This window comes from Roseibium sp. MB-4 (assembly GCF_053005265.1).
Map to the genome: position 1 here is coordinate 859,053 of NZ_JBRKQB010000001.1, position 17,632 is coordinate 876,684.

General features: G+C 55.9%; 12 protein-coding genes. 9 read left to right on the forward strand and 3 right to left on the reverse strand.

The genetic code is table 11. The annotated features are described in order from the left end of the window. The first annotated feature begins 437 nt into the window (after positions 1-437). The 7 genes from ACVDG4_RS04150 (at position 438) to ACVDG4_RS04180 (ending at position 11,743) form a co-directional block, all read left to right on the forward strand. A complete protein-coding gene (locus ACVDG4_RS04150) occupies positions 438-1,730 on the forward strand; it encodes a hypothetical protein (protein WP_447234114.1) in 1,293 nt (430 codons plus the stop codon). Further along, entirely contained in the window at positions 1,723-1,938 is a 216-nt protein-coding gene (locus tag ACVDG4_RS04155) for a hypothetical protein (RefSeq protein ID WP_447234115.1), read from the forward strand. Before ACVDG4_RS04150 ends, ACVDG4_RS04155 begins: the two co-directional genes overlap by 8 nt. Further along, complete coding sequence (locus ACVDG4_RS04160; RefSeq protein ID WP_447234116.1) at positions 1,935-3,161, forward strand: SEL1-like repeat protein; 1,227 nt, start codon at positions 1,935-1,937, stop codon at positions 3,159-3,161. The genes ACVDG4_RS04155 and ACVDG4_RS04160 overlap by 4 nt, the downstream gene beginning before the upstream one ends. A gap of 3 nt (positions 3,162-3,164) precedes the next feature. After that, a complete protein-coding gene (locus tag ACVDG4_RS04165; RefSeq protein ID WP_447234117.1) occupies positions 3,165-4,673 on the forward strand; it encodes an MBOAT family O-acyltransferase in 1,509 nt (502 codons plus the stop codon). A gap of 13 nt (positions 4,674-4,686) precedes the next feature. After that, positions 4,687-6,591 carry a hypothetical protein gene (locus ACVDG4_RS04170; RefSeq protein ID WP_447234118.1) on the forward strand — a complete coding sequence of 635 codons (1,905 nt, stop codon included), beginning with the start codon at positions 4,687-4,689 and terminating at the stop codon, positions 6,589-6,591. A 134-nt stretch (positions 6,592-6,725) separates the two neighbouring features. Then, positions 6,726-10,226 carry a PAS domain S-box protein gene (locus ACVDG4_RS04175; RefSeq protein WP_447234119.1) on the forward strand — a complete coding sequence of 1,167 codons (3,501 nt, stop codon included), beginning with the start codon at positions 6,726-6,728 and terminating at the stop codon, positions 10,224-10,226. Next, positions 10,223-11,743: a sigma-54-dependent transcriptional regulator gene (locus ACVDG4_RS04180; RefSeq protein WP_447234120.1), complete on the forward strand. Its 1,521-nt coding sequence runs from the start codon at positions 10,223-10,225 to the stop codon at positions 11,741-11,743. Before ACVDG4_RS04175 ends, ACVDG4_RS04180 begins: the two co-directional genes overlap by 4 nt. Positions 11,744-11,776: 33 nt before the next feature. Here ACVDG4_RS04180 and ACVDG4_RS04185 read toward each other — a convergent pair whose 3' ends face one another. After that, positions 11,777-12,355, reverse strand: coding sequence for an NUDIX hydrolase (locus tag ACVDG4_RS04185; RefSeq protein ID WP_008194638.1), 579 nt, complete (start codon positions 12,353-12,355; stop codon positions 11,777-11,779). A gap of 1 nt (position 12,356) precedes the next feature. Further along, positions 12,357-13,199, reverse strand: coding sequence for a hypothetical protein (locus ACVDG4_RS04190; RefSeq protein WP_447234121.1), 843 nt, complete (start codon positions 13,197-13,199; stop codon positions 12,357-12,359). A gap of 504 nt (positions 13,200-13,703) precedes the next feature. Here ACVDG4_RS04190 and ACVDG4_RS04195 point away from each other — a divergent pair. Both ACVDG4_RS04195 and ACVDG4_RS04200 read left to right on the forward strand, forming a co-directional pair. Next, entirely contained in the window at positions 13,704-15,113 is a 1,410-nt protein-coding gene (locus ACVDG4_RS04195; RefSeq protein WP_447234122.1) for a nucleotide sugar dehydrogenase, read from the forward strand. 294 nt (positions 15,114-15,407) lie between these two features. Further along, complete coding sequence (locus ACVDG4_RS04200; protein ID WP_447234123.1) at positions 15,408-16,733, forward strand: EAL domain-containing protein; 1,326 nt, start codon at positions 15,408-15,410, stop codon at positions 16,731-16,733. A 139-nt stretch (positions 16,734-16,872) separates the two neighbouring features. Here ACVDG4_RS04200 and ACVDG4_RS04205 read toward each other — a convergent pair whose 3' ends face one another. After that, positions 16,873-17,589 (reverse strand): transporter substrate-binding domain-containing protein, encoded by a 717-nt coding sequence (locus ACVDG4_RS04205; protein WP_447234124.1) that lies wholly within the window; start codon positions 17,587-17,589, stop codon positions 16,873-16,875. Positions 17,590-17,632 lie beyond the last annotated feature (43 nt).

Genomic DNA, 17,632 nt, shown 5'->3' on the forward strand with positions numbered 1-17,632 from the left:
GCCCGGACAATGCAACTGTTTTCGGGGGGACGGGAAATGTTCCACTCTCCGAGGCAGAAATACGGCTGGAGAAACTGTTCCCGGCACTGCGGTCACCCCGGGCGAACGAGGTGAGACCCGGGGCCCACTCATTTGCAGAGCCTAGCGCGCAATAACTAGCGGATGCCGATCGACTGATAGGGAACTTCGGCTTTGGCATGCAGCATTGCGAGCGGACCCCGAAACTTCGCTCCGCTCCGTCCGGGGTGACACTTACAGGGTATTCGACACCCAGGACTCCAACGCACTCAGAGACCTTTTCAATTTGCAAAACCGCTCTTGCACAATTGCTAAGCCCTACCTGTTTCCAAAAATGCAAAATCCTCATAAATATCTGTTTTTGTTGTAATTCTAACTCAATAACTGAATTGGCCCAGCTCTTGAAAGGATCCAGCCAAATGGATCAAACGAGGGCCACAGCTATGAAGCTGAAACCGAAACTCTACACTGCTGCATTGACCCTGACCGCGTGCCTCGCTCTGGCTCCGGTTGCGTTCAACGGTGTGGTTGACGCTTACAACCACAACCAGATCGTCGATCTCGGTCTCGACAAAACGGAAATCAGCGTCAAGGCGCATTATCCGCTCTACAAGATGATCGAGTATCCGCGCATCAAGGCACCGACGGTTGTCCTGGGAGACAGCCGCGCGCGCGCGCTCCAGGACAAGTACTGGCAGGAGCTCGGACGCGACGATGTCTACAATTTCGCCTATGGCGGCGCGACCGTTTTCGAGATCTACGACACGTTCCAGTATCTGAAGGACAACGCGGAACTGGAAACGTTGATCGTCAGCCTTCCGCTTCGGTCCATGGATGCCCGGTTCAAGGGCGGCATGAACCGCGTACCAGAAGCGATCTCGCTCGCAAATGATCCGTTCGGCTATTACACGAACTGGTTTGTTGCCAAGATCGGTTGGGCTCTTTTGCAGGACCGCTACCCGCAGGTCTTCGAAGCGGTCGAGAATCTGGCGCTGTCCCCCATTTCGGAAGCAAAAGCTGCTGAACTCAGCGGTCTTGAAACGCTCTCCGTCGACGCGCTGTTAGACCCTGCCTTATGCGACGAGTGCATCTTGCAGACACCGAACGGCACATTGATCCTGCCGGCAGTTTATCACGGCCGGGGGCTCGGTCTGGGACACTGGGCGCGCTACTGGCCGGACATTGCAATTGACCGGGATCTTCCGTCCCTGTTCGCCAAGCAGGTTGGCACCAATGGTGCGGCCGACTGGCGGCGGTTCAAGCAATCAGAAGATCTGTGGGCGATGGTCGAAGAAATCGCGGCCTGGTGTGACGAGAACGATGTCGAACTCATCTTCTTCATTCCGCCGACGATCTCCGAGATGCAGCAGCGCATCAATGATTTCGGACTTGCTGCGGCAAACCACAAGTTCCGTGACCGGCTCTCAAAACTTGCGCCCATCGTGGACATGGATTTCGACACGGGGTTCACCCGGGATCTGAAGAATTTCACCGACGCCTATCACTTCGGGTCCAACCCGGCCCGCAATATTGTCGGCGAACTCCTGCAAGTCATCGATGGCGATAAGGCACGGGTCAAGACGGCGATGGACCGCCGGGCCGATCTCGCCTGCCCGGTGCGTGCGGACGACATCACCCAAACCCACAACGAAGGCACACTTCAACTGATCGAAGGCACATCCTGCAGAATCTGGAGGCAAATCAATGGCTAAGTCGAACAAGACCCTGGAAGAAGCCCTGATTTGCGTAACCGGTTTCGTGATTGGCGCCATCGCCGCCTCTAGCTTCACCCCGATGCCTGAAACCGCTGCAGTGGAACCGAACCGCATTGATTGGCTGTTTGATCATGCTGAGCCCATGTACCGGCAAACGTCGACCGAAGGAGAACAGCCGGTCTTTGAAATGGAGTTGCTGAAATGACCCGCAAGCCATTGAACCGAAACATTCTAAAAGCAGCCTTTGTTGCCGCGATTATCGGTGGAGCCGGTGCTGTCGCGCTCTCCGGTGATGCAGTTCGCCCGGCAGCAAAGGCCGAGCGGATCGATCCTACGATCGAGGAGATGATCAAACAGGCCCGCGGTCTTCAGAAAGTCGGCCGCTGGGAAGCTGCCGCCGATCTCCTGACCCAGCTTGCCAGCGATGGTCATCCGGTTGCCCTTTATCACCTCGGCCGGGCCTACAAGAACGGCTGGGGCGTTGACGCAGACCTCGACCAGGCACGCCTGATCTTCATGGAAGCCGTGCGCTACTCCTTCGCCTATCGCGGCGAAACAGCTTATGAGCTCGGCCGCCTGTTCCAGCGCTCATCCGGCGAACGGTGTGCGGAAATCGCCTTGCAGTGGTTCCAAAAAGCCCTTGGCTGGGATTACCCGAAAGCGCACGTTCAACTTGCAAAGCACTATGAGCGCGGCATCGGCACAGAGCGGGATTTGACCCTCGCCTTTCATCATTACGAGAAAGCAGCGATTGCCGGATATCCGTCTTCAACCATCAACTACGCCCGGATCCTTTTGAACGGCCGTTACGGGTCCACCCCCAACCCGGAACAGGCTCTGTTCTGGGCCGAGCGCGCCATTGCCGGCTTGGAAAAGAAGGCCCGCGACGGATCCGCAAGCTCTGCCAAGACGCTGGGCAGGCTCTACCGGGACGGAGAATTCATGACAGCCGACCGGGCCCTTGCCCGTGACTGGTTCCTGCGCTCTGCCGATCTCGGCGATGCTGGCGCCATGCATGATCTGGCGCTGATGATGCTGGCAACCGCTGACGACAAGGACACCGTTCAGGAAGCTCTGAAATGGCTTCGCCTTGCTGCAAAAGCGGAACACGGCGGTGCTCTCACCGGCCTTGCCCGCCTGCATTTGAAGGAAAAACACGGCCTCGATGCCAATGCAGCTGTCGAGCTCCTGGAGCGCGGAGTCGCTGCCGGCCACCCGGGTGCCATGGAAGAGCTTGGCCGTCTTTATGCGAAAGGCAAGCTCGTGGAGCAGGACCGGACCAAGGCGTTCGAACTGGCCCGGAAAGGCGCCGACCGTGGCCACCAGGGCAGCGCCACTTTGCTCCAAGAGCTTCAGAAAACAGACGAAGCAAATCTCACCATTCTTCTGCGGACCACTCCGCAAGACACCAGCAACAAGGAGGGCTGAGTCATGGTTTTCAGTTCCCTGGAATTCATCTACCTGTTTCTGCCGCCGGTCCTCATCGGTTACCTCGTGCTCCGTCATTGGGGCTGGGAAAACGGCATCATCTGGTGGCTGACCATCGCGTCCCTGGTGTTCTACGCCTGGTGGACCCCGGTTTATCTGCCCCTTCTCTTGGGCTCCGTCGTGATCAACTACGGCTTTCACCGGGTGCTCCGGCAGGTCCGCGACAAGTTCATCCTGATCACGGGTATCGTCTTCAATCTCGCGCTGATTGCCGTGTTCAAGTATGCCGACTTCTTCATCGGCAATGCGAACCTGGTCGCCGGTACGGACATCCCGATGCTGAACCTGGTCCTGCCTCTGGCGATCTCGTTCTTCACGTTCCAGCAGATCTCGTTCCTGATCGATACCTACAAGGGCGACATCATCAAGTGTGACTTCGGCCGCTACATGCTGTTCGTGGTGTTCTTCCCGCAGTTGATCGCTGGTCCGATCGTCATGCAGAAGGAAACCATTCCGCAGTTCAAGCTGCCGGTGTTCCGAAACAAACTGGCACTCAACCTGGCAATTGGCGGCACTCTGTTTGCGATCGGTCTCTTCAAAAAGATCGTACTGGCGGACGGCATCGCACCCTATGCCAACCAGGTCTTCTCCCTTGCCGAGACCACTAACGGCGTTCCGCTTGAAGCTGCCTGGATCGGGGCGCTTGCCTACACCTTCCAGCTCTACTTCGATTTCTCCGGCTACTGCGACATGGCGCTTGGGCTCGCCCGCCTGTTCGGCATCCGCCTGCCCGTCAACTTCAACTCGCCTTACAAGGCAACCAGCATCTCCGACTTCTGGCGCCGCTGGCACATCACGCTGTCGCACTTCCTGCGGGATTACCTCTACATCCCGCTGGGCGGTAACCGCAGTGGCCCGATCCGCCGCTATGCCAACCTCATGATCACCATGCTTCTTGGCGGTCTGTGGCACGGAGCAAGCTGGACCTTCGTCTTCTGGGGCGGTCTGCACGGTGCGTATCTTGCAATCAACCACGGCTGGGATGCCCTGTCCAAGAAAGGCTATGTGCCGAACATCTTGCCCCGTCCGGTCGGCAATCTTCTGAGCCGCGGCATCACACTCCTTGCCGTTGTAGTTGCCTGGGTGTTCTTCCGCGCAGAAAGCTTTACAGGCGCAAGCAACATCATCCACGGCATGACCGGCTTCTCCACCGTCTATGAGCCGAAGCTTTGGGAAGGCGCCTTGAGCGGCACCATGCAGGTCTGGGCCATGATGGTTGCTCTTGCCGCTATCGTCTTCCTTCTGCCGAACGCCATCGAGTTCACCGAGAAGTACAACCCGGTGCTTGGCTTGAAGAAGCTGGTGGCACAGCGCCGTTCTGAAGGTTTCCTGCCGGTGCGCTGGCAGCCAACCACAGGCTGGGCCCTTGGTGTCTCGGTGCTGTTCGGACTGGCGCTGATCCAGACCTACCGGCTCGCAGAAATGACCGAGTTCATCTACTTCAACTTCTAAGCGGAGACAGCTGATGCGCTCGCTTTTTCTGACACTCGCCTTCTCAACGGCCCTTTGTGCCGGAACATCAACAACTTGGGCCGCACCGGAGGGTGCGGCTCAAAACTCCCTTCTTGTTCTCCCCGCTCAAGGCCTCGAAGTGGATCTGAAAAGCGGAGATGTGACCCGCAAGGGCGTGACCGGCCAGTGCCTTGAAACCGTATCGAAGGCCGGGTCCAACCTTCTGGTGGTCGCGAAGACCCCTGGCGATGACAAACCGACCGTCTCGGTGGATGGCATGATCCGGGAGCTCGGTGGCCCTGATCAGGATGGCGCGCGCCTTGGCACCATTCGCCTCGCCCGCGATGGATCATTGGTCCACATGCGAACCTGGAAAACCGGCGACAAGCAGACCGAACTGCTTCAGGACGGCGTGGTTAGGCTCACATTCAAGCGCGGCACACTCGCGAAACTGTTGCGCTTTACCGAGGACCAGGCGCTTTTGCTGGTCACCCGGCAAGGCGAACCGGCGCAGCTCATCCGTCACAAACGTGACACCGATGGCCGCATATCAGCGGAGCCGGAGGTTCTCCTGGATTTCGCTGGCTGCGCGCCCGAACGCGTCGTGGTTCGAGGTGATGTGCTCTGGGCCCGCATGGACTGTGAAAACACGGATACCGCCGGGATCTACAGGATAGACCTTGCGACAGGGTCCATTGAAGCGCCCGTCATGACAAGCGAGACCGCGGATTTCATGACGCTTCCACGCAAAGACCGTCCTGACGGGGAAGCCGTTCTAACGGTCTCTGGTTCGCCTGCCGGTATGAACTTCTACTACGCAGCCACCGGCCTGCTTGCCGCTCAGACTGGTGAGGTGCGGGCCTGCTCGTCGGATGCGGAAGGATTGCAAAGCTGGAACCAGAGTTACCGGCTTCGGGCCCTCGCCGCCCTTTACAAAAAAACCAGAGATCCTGTCTTTGCGGCGCTTGCCCGCAAATCGATCCGCCTCACCCTTGCAGCTCAGGACGGCGTCAACGGGCGCACGACAAATCAAAACCCTTCCTGCGGCTGGAGTTCAACCATCTACGCGACGAACACCGACGATCGGATGACCCTGATGATCAATCAGGCGATGATTGCCAATAGTCTTGCAAAAGCCTGCAAAATCCTTGGTGACGGGTGCACGGAAATCCTGGCGGACAGAATTACCGAAACACAGGCTTGTCTTGCCAATACCTACGAACCGGATTTCGACGCGGTAGCCGGACTCTACCGGATCAACGGAGATATCGACTTCAGGTTCAAGGGCAGCATCGCTCCCTGGAATTGGCAGGTGACAATGGCCAGTTTGCTGAAGGACCGTCCAGATCCTGCCCTCAACGCCCGAAGCACATCCATTATGGAAGGTTTTTATGACGAATGGAGTGCGGACGAAAATGGCGCCCTTTTCCGCTATTGGCCAAAGGCGGCTTTTGAAGACCGTGACGGTTCACCGTCAAAACGTGCCGGCGAGCGTTACGAAGATACAGGTCATGCCGGGATATCGCTGCTGAGTGCAGCCGAATTCCCTGATCTCATGACTGCCGACCATGTGGCCGCGCTCAAAAGCCGGGAAGACTTCCTGCTCACATTCGGTTCTGAAACCCCGCGTGATCTGGATGGCGCCGGACCGATCGGGCCCCGCTGGTTCCCGGCAGGCGGCTGGTCATTTGTACCGTCCGAAGCGTTGAAGAAACGATTTGCAGGGCCAGTCCCCGGCGTTCAGTCGGCCGATACGGTCTTTGCCTATGCAAACCTCTTTAATCCTGACGCAGACTTCCAGCTCACGCTCAAAGTTCACAGTTGCACAGACAGCTGCGAGCCGTACCGCACTTACACTTATGAAAGCTGGCAGGCCTTCATGGCGGATAATCCGTTCTTCAAATTGCAGCCGGGTTAAAGCCCGGCTGCAACCAGGACCTGAATCCTCCGTTTTTTCCATAAAGTGAAATTTTACATCCTATGGCCAAACTAACATCAGGAAACAGCCGAAGTGTTTTGAATTCGCAAAACGCACCAGCCAGGGACAAATCCATGCGTAAGTGGATATCTGATGTCGCGCAGGACGCCACTTTCTGGCTGGTCCTTGTGTTCATATGTGCATCTGCAATTTCGGCATACGTCATCGCGGTCGACTTTGGCCAAAAGGCGCGTACCGCCGATCTTTCCGCAGCCGCCCAAGCGCAGAATGAACTGCTGACCGCGACCCGTTCATTTTATTCGCGCGAAGTGGTCGACAAACTTTACTCTTCCCAAGATGTAACGGTCAGTCATGATTATCATGGGAACGAGCTAACAATTCCAGCTCCCGTCTCCATGACGTTGGCGCTGGAAAATGAACTGGCGCTTCTTGGTGCGAAGAGCCGGATCCGGATGTTATCCAATCATCCCTGGCCATGGCGCCATGACCGGGAAATCGATGACTTCGAGCGTGAAGCTCTGGCAGCCCTGGTGGCGAACCCGGAACAGCCGTTTCAACGGCTTGAACAACGCGAAGATGGTAACGTTTTCCGCAGCGCCACCGCCGTTCGTATGGAGGGAAGCTGTGTCGCTTGCCACAACACACATCCAGACTCACCCAAGACCGATTGGGAAGTTGGTGACATTCGTGGCATTCAGGAAGTCGTGCTCCCGGCGAGCGCGCTTTACGGCGGCAGCCTAACATCGATCAACAGCCTGATCGTGATGCTGGGCATCGCCTTTCTGGCGGCAGCTGCCCTAACTTTTGTGCTTTCGTCCCAGCGCCAGAAAGCTCTGACACGTGTGCATGATCTTGCCGATGCGGAGCGCGAAAAGAACGCCGCCCTTGAAGCGGCCATCATCCGCGCTGAAACCGGCGAAGCGCAAGTCAATGCCGTCTTGGAAACGATGCTGGATGGTGTTGTGACGCTATCTCCATCCGGCGATCTCTTGAGTGCCAATCCGGCAGCGCTGCAAATGTTCGGTGTTGATTCTTTTGAAGATCTGTCCGGCAAACGGATCTGCGATATTTTTCCAGAAGAAGATGCACATGTCCTGCCGTTTACGTGTTGCTCGGGCAAGTCTGCGCCTCTTGCAACAGACAAGAACCGCTTTGAAGTCACAGGCCGGCGCTTTGATGGAAGCCTCTATCCTGTCGAACTGTCTCTTTCCAAAACTATCGTCGAGGGTCAAGACACCTACACCGCAATCTTGCGCGACCTCACCGAGCAAAAAGCCGCGGCCGCGAAACTACAACAAGCAGAAACCCGCCTCGTGGATGCCATTGAGTCCCTACCCGACGGCTTTGTTCTCTATGACGCCGAAGACCGGCTGGTTCTGTGCAATAGCAAGTACAAGGAGTTCTACAGCAGCAGCGCCGATCTGATCCGGCCTGGCCGAACGTTCGAAGAAATCATCCGTGAAGGCGCGCAACGCGGCCAATATCAAGTCTCAGGACAAGTCCTAGAGGACTGGATTGAATTGCGGATGCAGAACCACCGGAATCCGGGCGCTCCGATGGAACAGCATCTGGACGACGGTCGGTGGTTGCGCGTTATTGAATCCCGGACAAGCGAAGGCGGCATGGTCGGTTTCCGTGTCGACATCACAGAACTTAAAAAGCGCGAGCAGGAACTGGTCAGCAGCCAAGGACTGTTACGCAATGTGGTCTCCGCCTCCTTCGACGGCATCATCGTCATGGATGGCAGCGGAACCGTTCTCGACTTCAGTCCAGCCGCCGAAGAGGTGTTTGGCTGGACCGCCACTGAACTCGTTGGGCAAAAAATGTCCGACTACATCATTCCCGACAAATACCGCGCCATGCACGATGCCGGTCTGGAGAAATTCCTGAAAACCGGAGAAGGACCGGTTCTCGGTAAGCGGATCGAGATCGAGGGCCTTCACAAGGAAGGACATGAGATCATCGTGGAACTCGCAATCCGCCACACGCGCGGTGAGAAGGGACCACTGTTCCTCGGCTATGTCCGAGACATCACGGAACGCAAAGCCGCTGAAGAGGCCCTTCGGATTGCCAAGGAAAAGGCGGAAGCAGCGAACGAGGCCAAGGCACAATTCCTTGCCATGATGAGCCACGAAATCCGCACCCCAATGAACGGGGTGTTGGGTATCTTGAGCTTGCTCCGGGATACCGATCTTGACCCCGGCCAAAAAGCATACGTGAAAACGGCCCGTGAATCCGGCCGCTCCTTGTTGGAACTCATCAACGATATTTTGGACTTCTCCAAACTTGAAGCAGGACGAACCGAGCTCGAAAAAGCGCCCTTCCGGCTCAAGACCGTCGTCAAGAGCATTGCCGACTTGTTCATGCCGATTGCCCAGGAAAAGGGGCTGACAATTGACCTGAACTATCCTGCCAACGTTCCACAGGTGGTAAGCGGTGATTCAGGCCGGTTGCGGCAAGTGTTGCTGAACCTGGTGTCTAATGCGGTCAAGTTTACCGAAATCGGGTCAATCGATATCAGCGTTTCCCTCGACAAGGACGATCCGGTTCAGCCTGTGTTCCGCTTCACCGTCAAGGATACCGGCATTGGCATCGCAAAGGACAAGCACCAGACACTGTTCGGAGATTTCGTCACCATCGATACGAGCTATACCAAAAAACAGGGGGGCACCGGACTTGGGCTGGCCATCAGCAAACGGCTCTCCGATTTGATGGGCGGAGAGATCCACGTGGAGAGCCTGCCCGGCGCAGGCAGCACCTTCCATTTCTGCGTTCCTCTTGAGCGCGCCGACGATGCTATCGAGTTGCCCGAGCCTGAAGTCGCCATGCTGGAGGAACATATTCCAGACGGCTTGACTGTTTTGGTTGCCGAAGACAACGCGACCAATCAGATCGTGGTCTCGCACGCGCTGGAACGTGCCGGCTGTGACATTGATATTGCCAACAACGGCAAGGAAGCGGTCATCGCGGCCCAGAACCGCGATTATGACTGCATCTTGATGGATATCTCGATGCCTGAAATGGATGGCCTCGAAGCTGCTCAACACATTCAAAACGGGCAGCGAAATGCAAAAACCCCCATCATTGCCCTCACCGCTTATGCCTTGCGCGGCGATAGAGAACGGTTCCTTGCAGCCGGCATGTCCGATTTCCTGTCAAAGCCTGTAGAGAAGCAGGATCTTTTGGCGTGCATTGCCCGCAATGTCCGACATCATGCTCCCAAGCTGGACCATGCCCCGCCGCAGGATGCGTCTCTGGAACTCGGCGAAGCCCGTACCCTCCTCGCGGATATGCCACCAGAGTTACAGGAAAAGCTCCTGAATCAATTCAAAGCCGACACTCGTGAGAAAAGCGAAGCGGCACGTCTTGCGGCTCAAACGCATGATTTTACCCAGTTGGAACGCGCCACACGCGCCCTGAAAAGTGTTGCGGGCACCTTTGGAGCAACGCGATTGACCACGATTGCGGCGGAAATCAACACTCTGGTCCGCGAAGAAAAAACAGCCGCGGCCCTTACACGGGTGGACGAACTCCGATCAATAAGTGACGATACGTTAGCAGATGTGAAAGCTTTGGCGGGCGAGATGGGGATCAACCTGACCTCTGATCCATGATAGCTCCGCAAGACTTTGAGGGAATTGATTTGAAAGTTCTGATTGTCGAAGACACGCTGTCTCTTGCCACCGTTTATGAGCACCATCTGTCCCGTGCCGGGATAGAGACGACCCATGTGGAAACCGGTCAAGCGGCCCTTTCCAAGATCCGCAAGGGCGGCATCAGCGTCGTACTTCTCGATCTGCAACTGCCCGACATGAACGGCCTTGAAGTCCTGGCGACCGTTCGGGAGGAACAGTTGCCAGTGACGGTCGTGGTTGTAACCAGCTCCGGATCCATCAAGACGGCGGTCGACGCCATGCAGGCCGGCGCCTACGACTTCATTGTCAAACCAGTTGCCGAAGAGCGCCTGATCACAACGACCCGTAACGCGCTGGAGCGTGAAACCCTCACGGAAGTCGTTGCAGAGGTCAGAAAACCGTCCGGCGGGAAGGCCAATCACGGCTTTGTCGGCTCGTCCTTGCCCATGACCGCTGTCTACAAAATGATCGAAAGCGTCGCCCGGTCCAATGCGTCTGTCTTCATCACAGGAGAAAGCGGCACCGGCAAGGAGGTCTGCGCAGAAGCCATCCACAAATCCAGCCCCCGCGTAAAAAAGCCTTTTGTGCCGCTCAATTGCGCGGCCATTCCGAAAGATCTGATCGAGTCTGAGATTTTCGGCCACGTGAAAGGCGCTTTTACCGGAGCGACGGGGGATCGGGATGGAGCGGCTGCCCGCGCGGACGGCGGCACCCTTTTCCTCGATGAAATTTGTGAATTGGAACTGAGCCTACAGGCCAAATTGCTGCGCTTTTTGCAAAGCGGCACAGTCCAGAAAGTCGGCAGCGACAAGCTGACCAAAGTCGATGTGCGCATCGTCTGCGCGACGAACCGGGATCCGCAGGAAGAAGTCGAAGCTGGCCGCTTCCGCGAAGACCTCTATTACCGTCTTCATGTCCTGCCTATCGGACTGCCACCCTTACGCGCTCGCGGTGCCGACATTTTGGAACTTGCCCGGCATTTTCTGACCAAGTTCGGCAACGAAGAAGGCAAGACGTTTGAAGGCTTTTCAGTGGAAGCCGAAGAGCTTTTGATGCGCCATCCCTGGCCCGGCAACGTCAGGGAAATGCAAAACACGATCCGCAATCTTGTTGTTTTGAATGAAGGCCCGATTGTCGAGGTGGACATGCTGGCAACGCTTCAGGGACGTCAACCCTCAGCGCCCAAACCCGCACAAGCCGTTCCCCTCAGTGTACCTCAGGCGGCAAGCCCGGCTGCAACGGTCGTCAGCGACACGGGCGATGTTTGGCCGCAGATTACATTGTCTCTCGGTCAACCCTTCGAAACGCTTGAACGCAGCATCATCGAAGCGACGATTGACGCTTGCGGAGGAAGCCTGCCGAAAACCGCACGTATTCTCCAAGTCAGCCCCTCAACCCTTTACCGCAAGAAGGAAATCTGGGCGGCCCAAGACGGGGACGACACCAGCGTTGCCGGCTCCGAACCGGACGAGGACGATATGGCTGTCAATTCCTGACAGCCTTTGCAGACAGCCCACTTTCTATTTCTGTTAGGCACCACTCGCCCTGATCATGGTCTCGGCAATCCCAACCGCGGCTGCGTGGGATGTAATTGGCAGAGCGCCGTTCAAAAGGTCTTGTTGAACCCGTTTTCGGGACCGCAGCCTGAGTTGCATTTCCTCCAGATCGCCAGGACATGGATCACTGAGCTGGATGACATGGCGGGCGACAAAGATATGTCCGAGCGCGACCCGTTGGTTTCCGTGAAGCACAAGGGCCGGTCCTGCGGTCCAGCGGCCACCGCCATAGCCTGTTTCTTCCAGGAGCTCCCGGCGGGCAGCAAACTCAGGGTTCTCACCAGGGTCAATTTGCCCGCCTGGGAGTGTCAGACACACATGTCCGACACCATGCTTGTATTGTTCCAGAAGCAGAACTTCGTCTTTCTCCGTTACAGCATAGACTGTCGCATAGGTCGGCAGGTCTATCTGATAATAGTCCTCAACACGGGTATGGTCCGGCAATTCAACGGTCTGGCGAAGGACTTTCAGCCGATCTCCGGCTTCAAACACCTTTTCACTTCCCAAAAGAGTCCAGGTCGTTTGGTCCAGGGGGGCGATTGGCAATCCCATCTCACGCCTCGACCAGTTCGCCGGCCCGCTCATTCACGGCGGCTTCTTGTTGCGTGAGACGGCGGAACTCATAGCTCAGCAGCTGACTGACATCGCCCGGCCCTTTGATTATCGAGAGAACGTCTGCAGTGCCAAAAGCGTCGCTGAGCGGACTGGCGTAGGATCCGGCGGCTTGCGGTGTCACATAGCCGATCAGGCGTGCATTCTTGTGCCGCTTGAGCAGATGGCTAACCACGAGAGCGGAAGAAAACGTCCGAGGGACGATCAACAGGCTTGTATCAGTGTCGCGGTATACATCGTGATCCGGAAACCGGGCTTTGAATTCATGGGTAATGGTCGCGAGCTCAGAATGCTCATCCTCCCATGCGGCATAGTCTTTCATCTGGCGAAGCGTTGATTGATAACCCGCGATGCAGAGACGCAAAGATGCAGAGCCACTTTCCAGCATCGGCGCTTGTTTTTCCGGGTACGCGCTTTTCTGAACGACCTTGACCATGAACTCATAGAGATCATCGGAGAACTCATGCTCATGCTGCACAACGAGATCATCTCCGACCCAGAGTTCCGTGCCTCCGGCCGCGAACAGACCGGCACATGCCGAGCGGACCGATGCCGGAACACGGGTCATCATGTCCGTGATACTGGTGTTGGACAGAATGTAGCATGCACGCTTGCGCGCAAATGCGCTCAAGTACCGCGCGAAATCCAGATCCATCTGGCCTTTCGGGCTTGGCACGAGAGCATCAAGATCGAACAGATAGACGTCATTTACCGGACCCGGGTCAGTCCAGCCAATGGGGCCCGTGACTTGTCCGACTGGGGCGAATACCGCTTGTGGAAACATGACAGCCTCTCCTTTGCGAGAATTAAGTTGCAGACTGCTCTGCAACAGGCTTGCCAAATGGAACGGTCGTGTCCGAGTCGATAATTTCCTAAATAAATACAGGCACCTATCTGAATTTTCAAACTACCGGATAACGTATATGCCATTTATCATTTCTGATTTCCGGAAGCGTTCTTTTTGAATTCGCGAAATCCGAACTGTTGTTTGTTACGAAATTTGGTGCATCCAAAAATCCGGCTATCAGGCTTTATTATATAGACCGTGTTTCATCGGCTCTTGGTTTGAGAAATTCGGGGGACTGACCACACACTTGCGTATTTCCGAAAACCCGAATTTTGTTTGTTCGAATTTGAACTTTTGTTTTCAAAATCGAAAGATCAGCAGACCCGGAATTTTTGTGAATTTTTTGTAAATTATTGTTTTTCCATCTCTTTTCTATGCCAATTCGATTTGGCACGGCGTTTGTAACTGTTGTCCCAGGACCATCACACTGGGAGCAGTGAAATGAAAATGCATGTAGGAAAATTCGAAGCCGTTCAAACTCTCGACGCTTTTGACTGGCGCCTCATTGAAACCAAAGACACCATCAGTGTCATCGGCCTGGGATATGTTGGAGCCGTCTCCCTCGCCTGCCTGAGCTCGCTCGGCCACAAGGTCATCGGCGCCGACATTGATGCCAAGAAAGTCGATTCCATCTCCTGGGGCCAGAGCCCGATCGTTGAAGACCAACTCGGCGACTTGCTGACCGCGGGTGTCAATGACGAGCTGCTGACCGCGACCACCGATGTTGTGCAGGCGGTTATGGACTCAGACGTAACGTTCGTCTCCGTTGGTACCCCGACCAGCGAAGACGGCGGCTGCGACACGCGCGCCATTAAAGCGGTTGCCCGGTCTATCGGCACTGCAATCGCGGCCAAGGACGAATTCCACGTCGTCGTTCTGCGCTGCTCCGTTCCTCCGGGAACGACACTCGAGATCATGACCCCGATCATCGAGGAAGTGTCCGGCAAGCGGGCCGGACAGGACTTCGGCGTATGTTTCAATCCGGAGTTCTTGCGGGAAGGTACGGCTGTTGCCGATTTCCATGCACCGCCAAAAACAGTCATCGGTGTTACGGATGAGCGCACCGCGAACATCTTGAAAAAGATCTATGCACCCGTTGACGACAACCCGATTGTCACCTCTGTCGATGTCGCCGAGCTGGTAAAATATGTCGACAATGTCTGGCATGCCACAAAGGTAAGCTTTGCCAACGAAGTTGGCCGCCTTTGCAAGCCGATGGGGATCGACAGTCACAAGGTCATGGACATCTTCGTCCAGGACACGAAGCTGAACTTGTCGCCTTACTACCTGAAGCCTGGCTTTGCCTTTGGCGGCTCTTGCCTGCCGAAGGAAGTCCGCGCCGTTTCGCATCTTGCAGAACAGCTGAACGTCAACGTTCCGCTCATCGACTCGCTGATCCCGACCAACGACCAGCAAGTCGAAGAGGCCATCGAGATGGTTCGTAAGACCGGTGCCAAGAAAGCCGCCATTCTGGGCGTCGCGTTCAAGCCGGGCACGGACGACTTGCGCGAAAGCCCGGTTCTGGAAGTGATTGCGGCCCTGCGCGCTGAAGGCGTGGAGGTCACCGCTTACGACCCGGCCATCGTGCCTGGTCCGCATATCGCACAACAGTTTGAATATATGCAGCACGCTTCGCCGCATCTCAAAGCTGTTGTCGATGCCTTGCCCGACTTCCTGAAACAGACCCCGGAAGAGGCCATCGCGGACGCTGATGCAATCATCGTTTCGCAAAACGGTCCGGCCATTCGGAGTGTGATGAGATCCAAAAAGGAAGACGCGGCAGTGGTGGATTTGGTCCGCCTGCACGCTGAACCGCCGGCATGCTCCCGCTATGCGGGGATCGGCTGGTAGGACCATCCACTCCCGTCCGCCTCCTCCCGTGGCCCCATCACAAAACCGGAGGGGGCGGACACCTTTCAAATTGACCAAGCCCCCGCTTCGGTTTCCGGAGCGGGGGCTTTTTCGTCCACCGAGGCACTTGGATATCAAAGCCCAGTCTTTAAGCTAATTCGCGGCACTATCGGCGAGAGGCTCGTCGGCGAAAAAGGGCCAATTTGAACGCTGGTCTTGTAAGGTCGTCATTGCGCTTTATGGTAGTGTTTAGAGGACTGTATCAAAGACAAGTCATTTGAAACGGGGCAGAAATTGGGAGATCAATCCGACGACGGTGACACGCCTGCCGCCTTGAAACAACGTATCGCGGCACTGGAGCATCGGCTGGGCACAGACGATCTGACTGGCCTTGCGACGAAACAATGGTTCTTCGACTATTTCGCTGAAAACGCGCGTGACGCCGACGCGCTCATGTTTATCGATCTGGACGACTTTAAGTCAGTGAACGACAACTATGGGCACGCCACAGGCGATCTGCTTTTGGTTCAAATTGCCTCCGCATTGCAAACAGCAGTTGGCGACAAGGGGAAGGTCGCAAGGGTATCCGGCGACGAATTTGTCGGCTTGTTTCACGGCATAGATGACCAGGGCCTCGAAGCCATAAGCGCAGAGGTCTTGACCGCGATCAGCAAGTGCCAAGTCCCCGTCGGAGAGCTCCTCGTTTCGCGCCATGCATCAATCGGTCTTGCGAAAGTCAAACACGGCATGAAGCCGCGCAATGCCTTGATCGAGGCTGACAAGGCGCTGATGGAGGCAAAGCGAACGGGCAAGCAGAAAGCGGTTTTGCTCAAAGAGCGCGGTCTCCAATTGGCAACCGGTCAACCAAGCGTTGAGGAGGTGCATCTTGGGCTAAACAGGCGCGAAATCGGCTATTTCGTTCAGCCGATTTTCGACATAAGGCAAGCTGAGTTGTGGGGCTATGAAGCCCTCTTGCGATGGCGGCGGCCGAATGGCGAAATCGTTGGCCCGGCACAGTTTCTTGAAACGATGACAGAGGCTTACAACTATGGAGCCACACCGCCGCTGGAGGCGGCCCACGCGACTGCTGCCTGGGCGGCGTTGAAACAGCAAAAAAACATAGCTTTCAACATCTCGAGCGCCTTCCTCGCGAAAGTTGCCGATCAGAAACTTGATTGGGTTCAAACGATTGTTGGCGACATTCCAACAGATCGTATCGTCTTTGAAATTGTGGAAACGGTTGTCGAACAGGACAGCAGCGATGTCAGCCGGGTTGTCAGCCAGTTGCGCGACAAAGGTATCAAGGTCGCCCTGGATGACTTTGGCATCGGGCAGTCAACACTAAGCCGGCTGCAGACCGTACCGGTCGACTACGTCAAAATAGACAAGCACTTTCTGGCATCCGCAATTCAATCACCGCGAGACAAAGATATCCTGTTTCGGATGATTGACCTTATCCGCGCCAGCGAGGCAAAACCGGTTGTAGAAGGCATTGAAACAGAAGAACAACTTGCCTTGGTTTTGGAAACGTCAGCCGATTACGGACAAGGGTTCTATCTCGGCCGCCCCAATCCGACCGATCATTGGAATGCCTCACCCCCGGAAATGCCCCGCCGCTGAAAATTTCGACCGGTTTGCTAACGCCTGATTGGCCAAACTCGTCTCTTCCCTGCAGCTTTGATCACTCGTTTTTTTTGCACGGTAGAAACGTTTTTCTGAGGTCAGCGATCTTCATCTTGAGATTTGGTTTGACAGTGAACTAACTGCCCGGATCAGCCTCATGAAAGCTCTCTGTTATTTCCTTGATTTTCCCGGTATCCAGCATGTCCCGCAAAACACGCGTGATGTTTGGTACCAAATGGCCGTTTTTTGAATGCAGGTAATGGAAAAAATCGACCTGCCCCAAAGAACCGCCAACAGCTTCGATGCATCCACGATCCTCGCGTTTGGAATAGATGTCCAAGGCTATCTGAGGACCGACCACGGCGTCCAATCGATCCAGTTTGAGCATGCCGAAAAGCTCTTGAAAGGTGTCTCCCAACCACACATCGTCATACCCCTCAGTGTATTTCGATAGTAGCCGAGCGCCGTTTATCCGGCCCCAACGTTTTTGCTTGACGGAATTGGCATCTAACAAGTCGGGATTGCAGGAAAATATCCTGATGTCGATCTGCAAGATCGGCACGTCGATCCGCGTCAGAAACGGAAACTCCTGATCAAACAGTTTTGGCCCGGCAATGATGCCGTCTACCTCTTTGGAAGATGCGGTAAGAATATTTCGGGACCGAGCCATGGGCAGTTTGGTAATTGAAATGCCCAGCTGATCATACGCGCTTTCAACGATGCGCACGGCCAGCGCAACCGGTGCAGCATTCTGGGCCATGGAAAACGTCAATGTGTCCTGCGCTTGCGATGACGGCACAAGCCAGTGCGATAACCCCAGAACAAAGACCAACGTTTTTAGCCCTGCCCGCATCCGCCTCTCCATGTAACGCAGTATCCTAAACAGCAAAAAACAT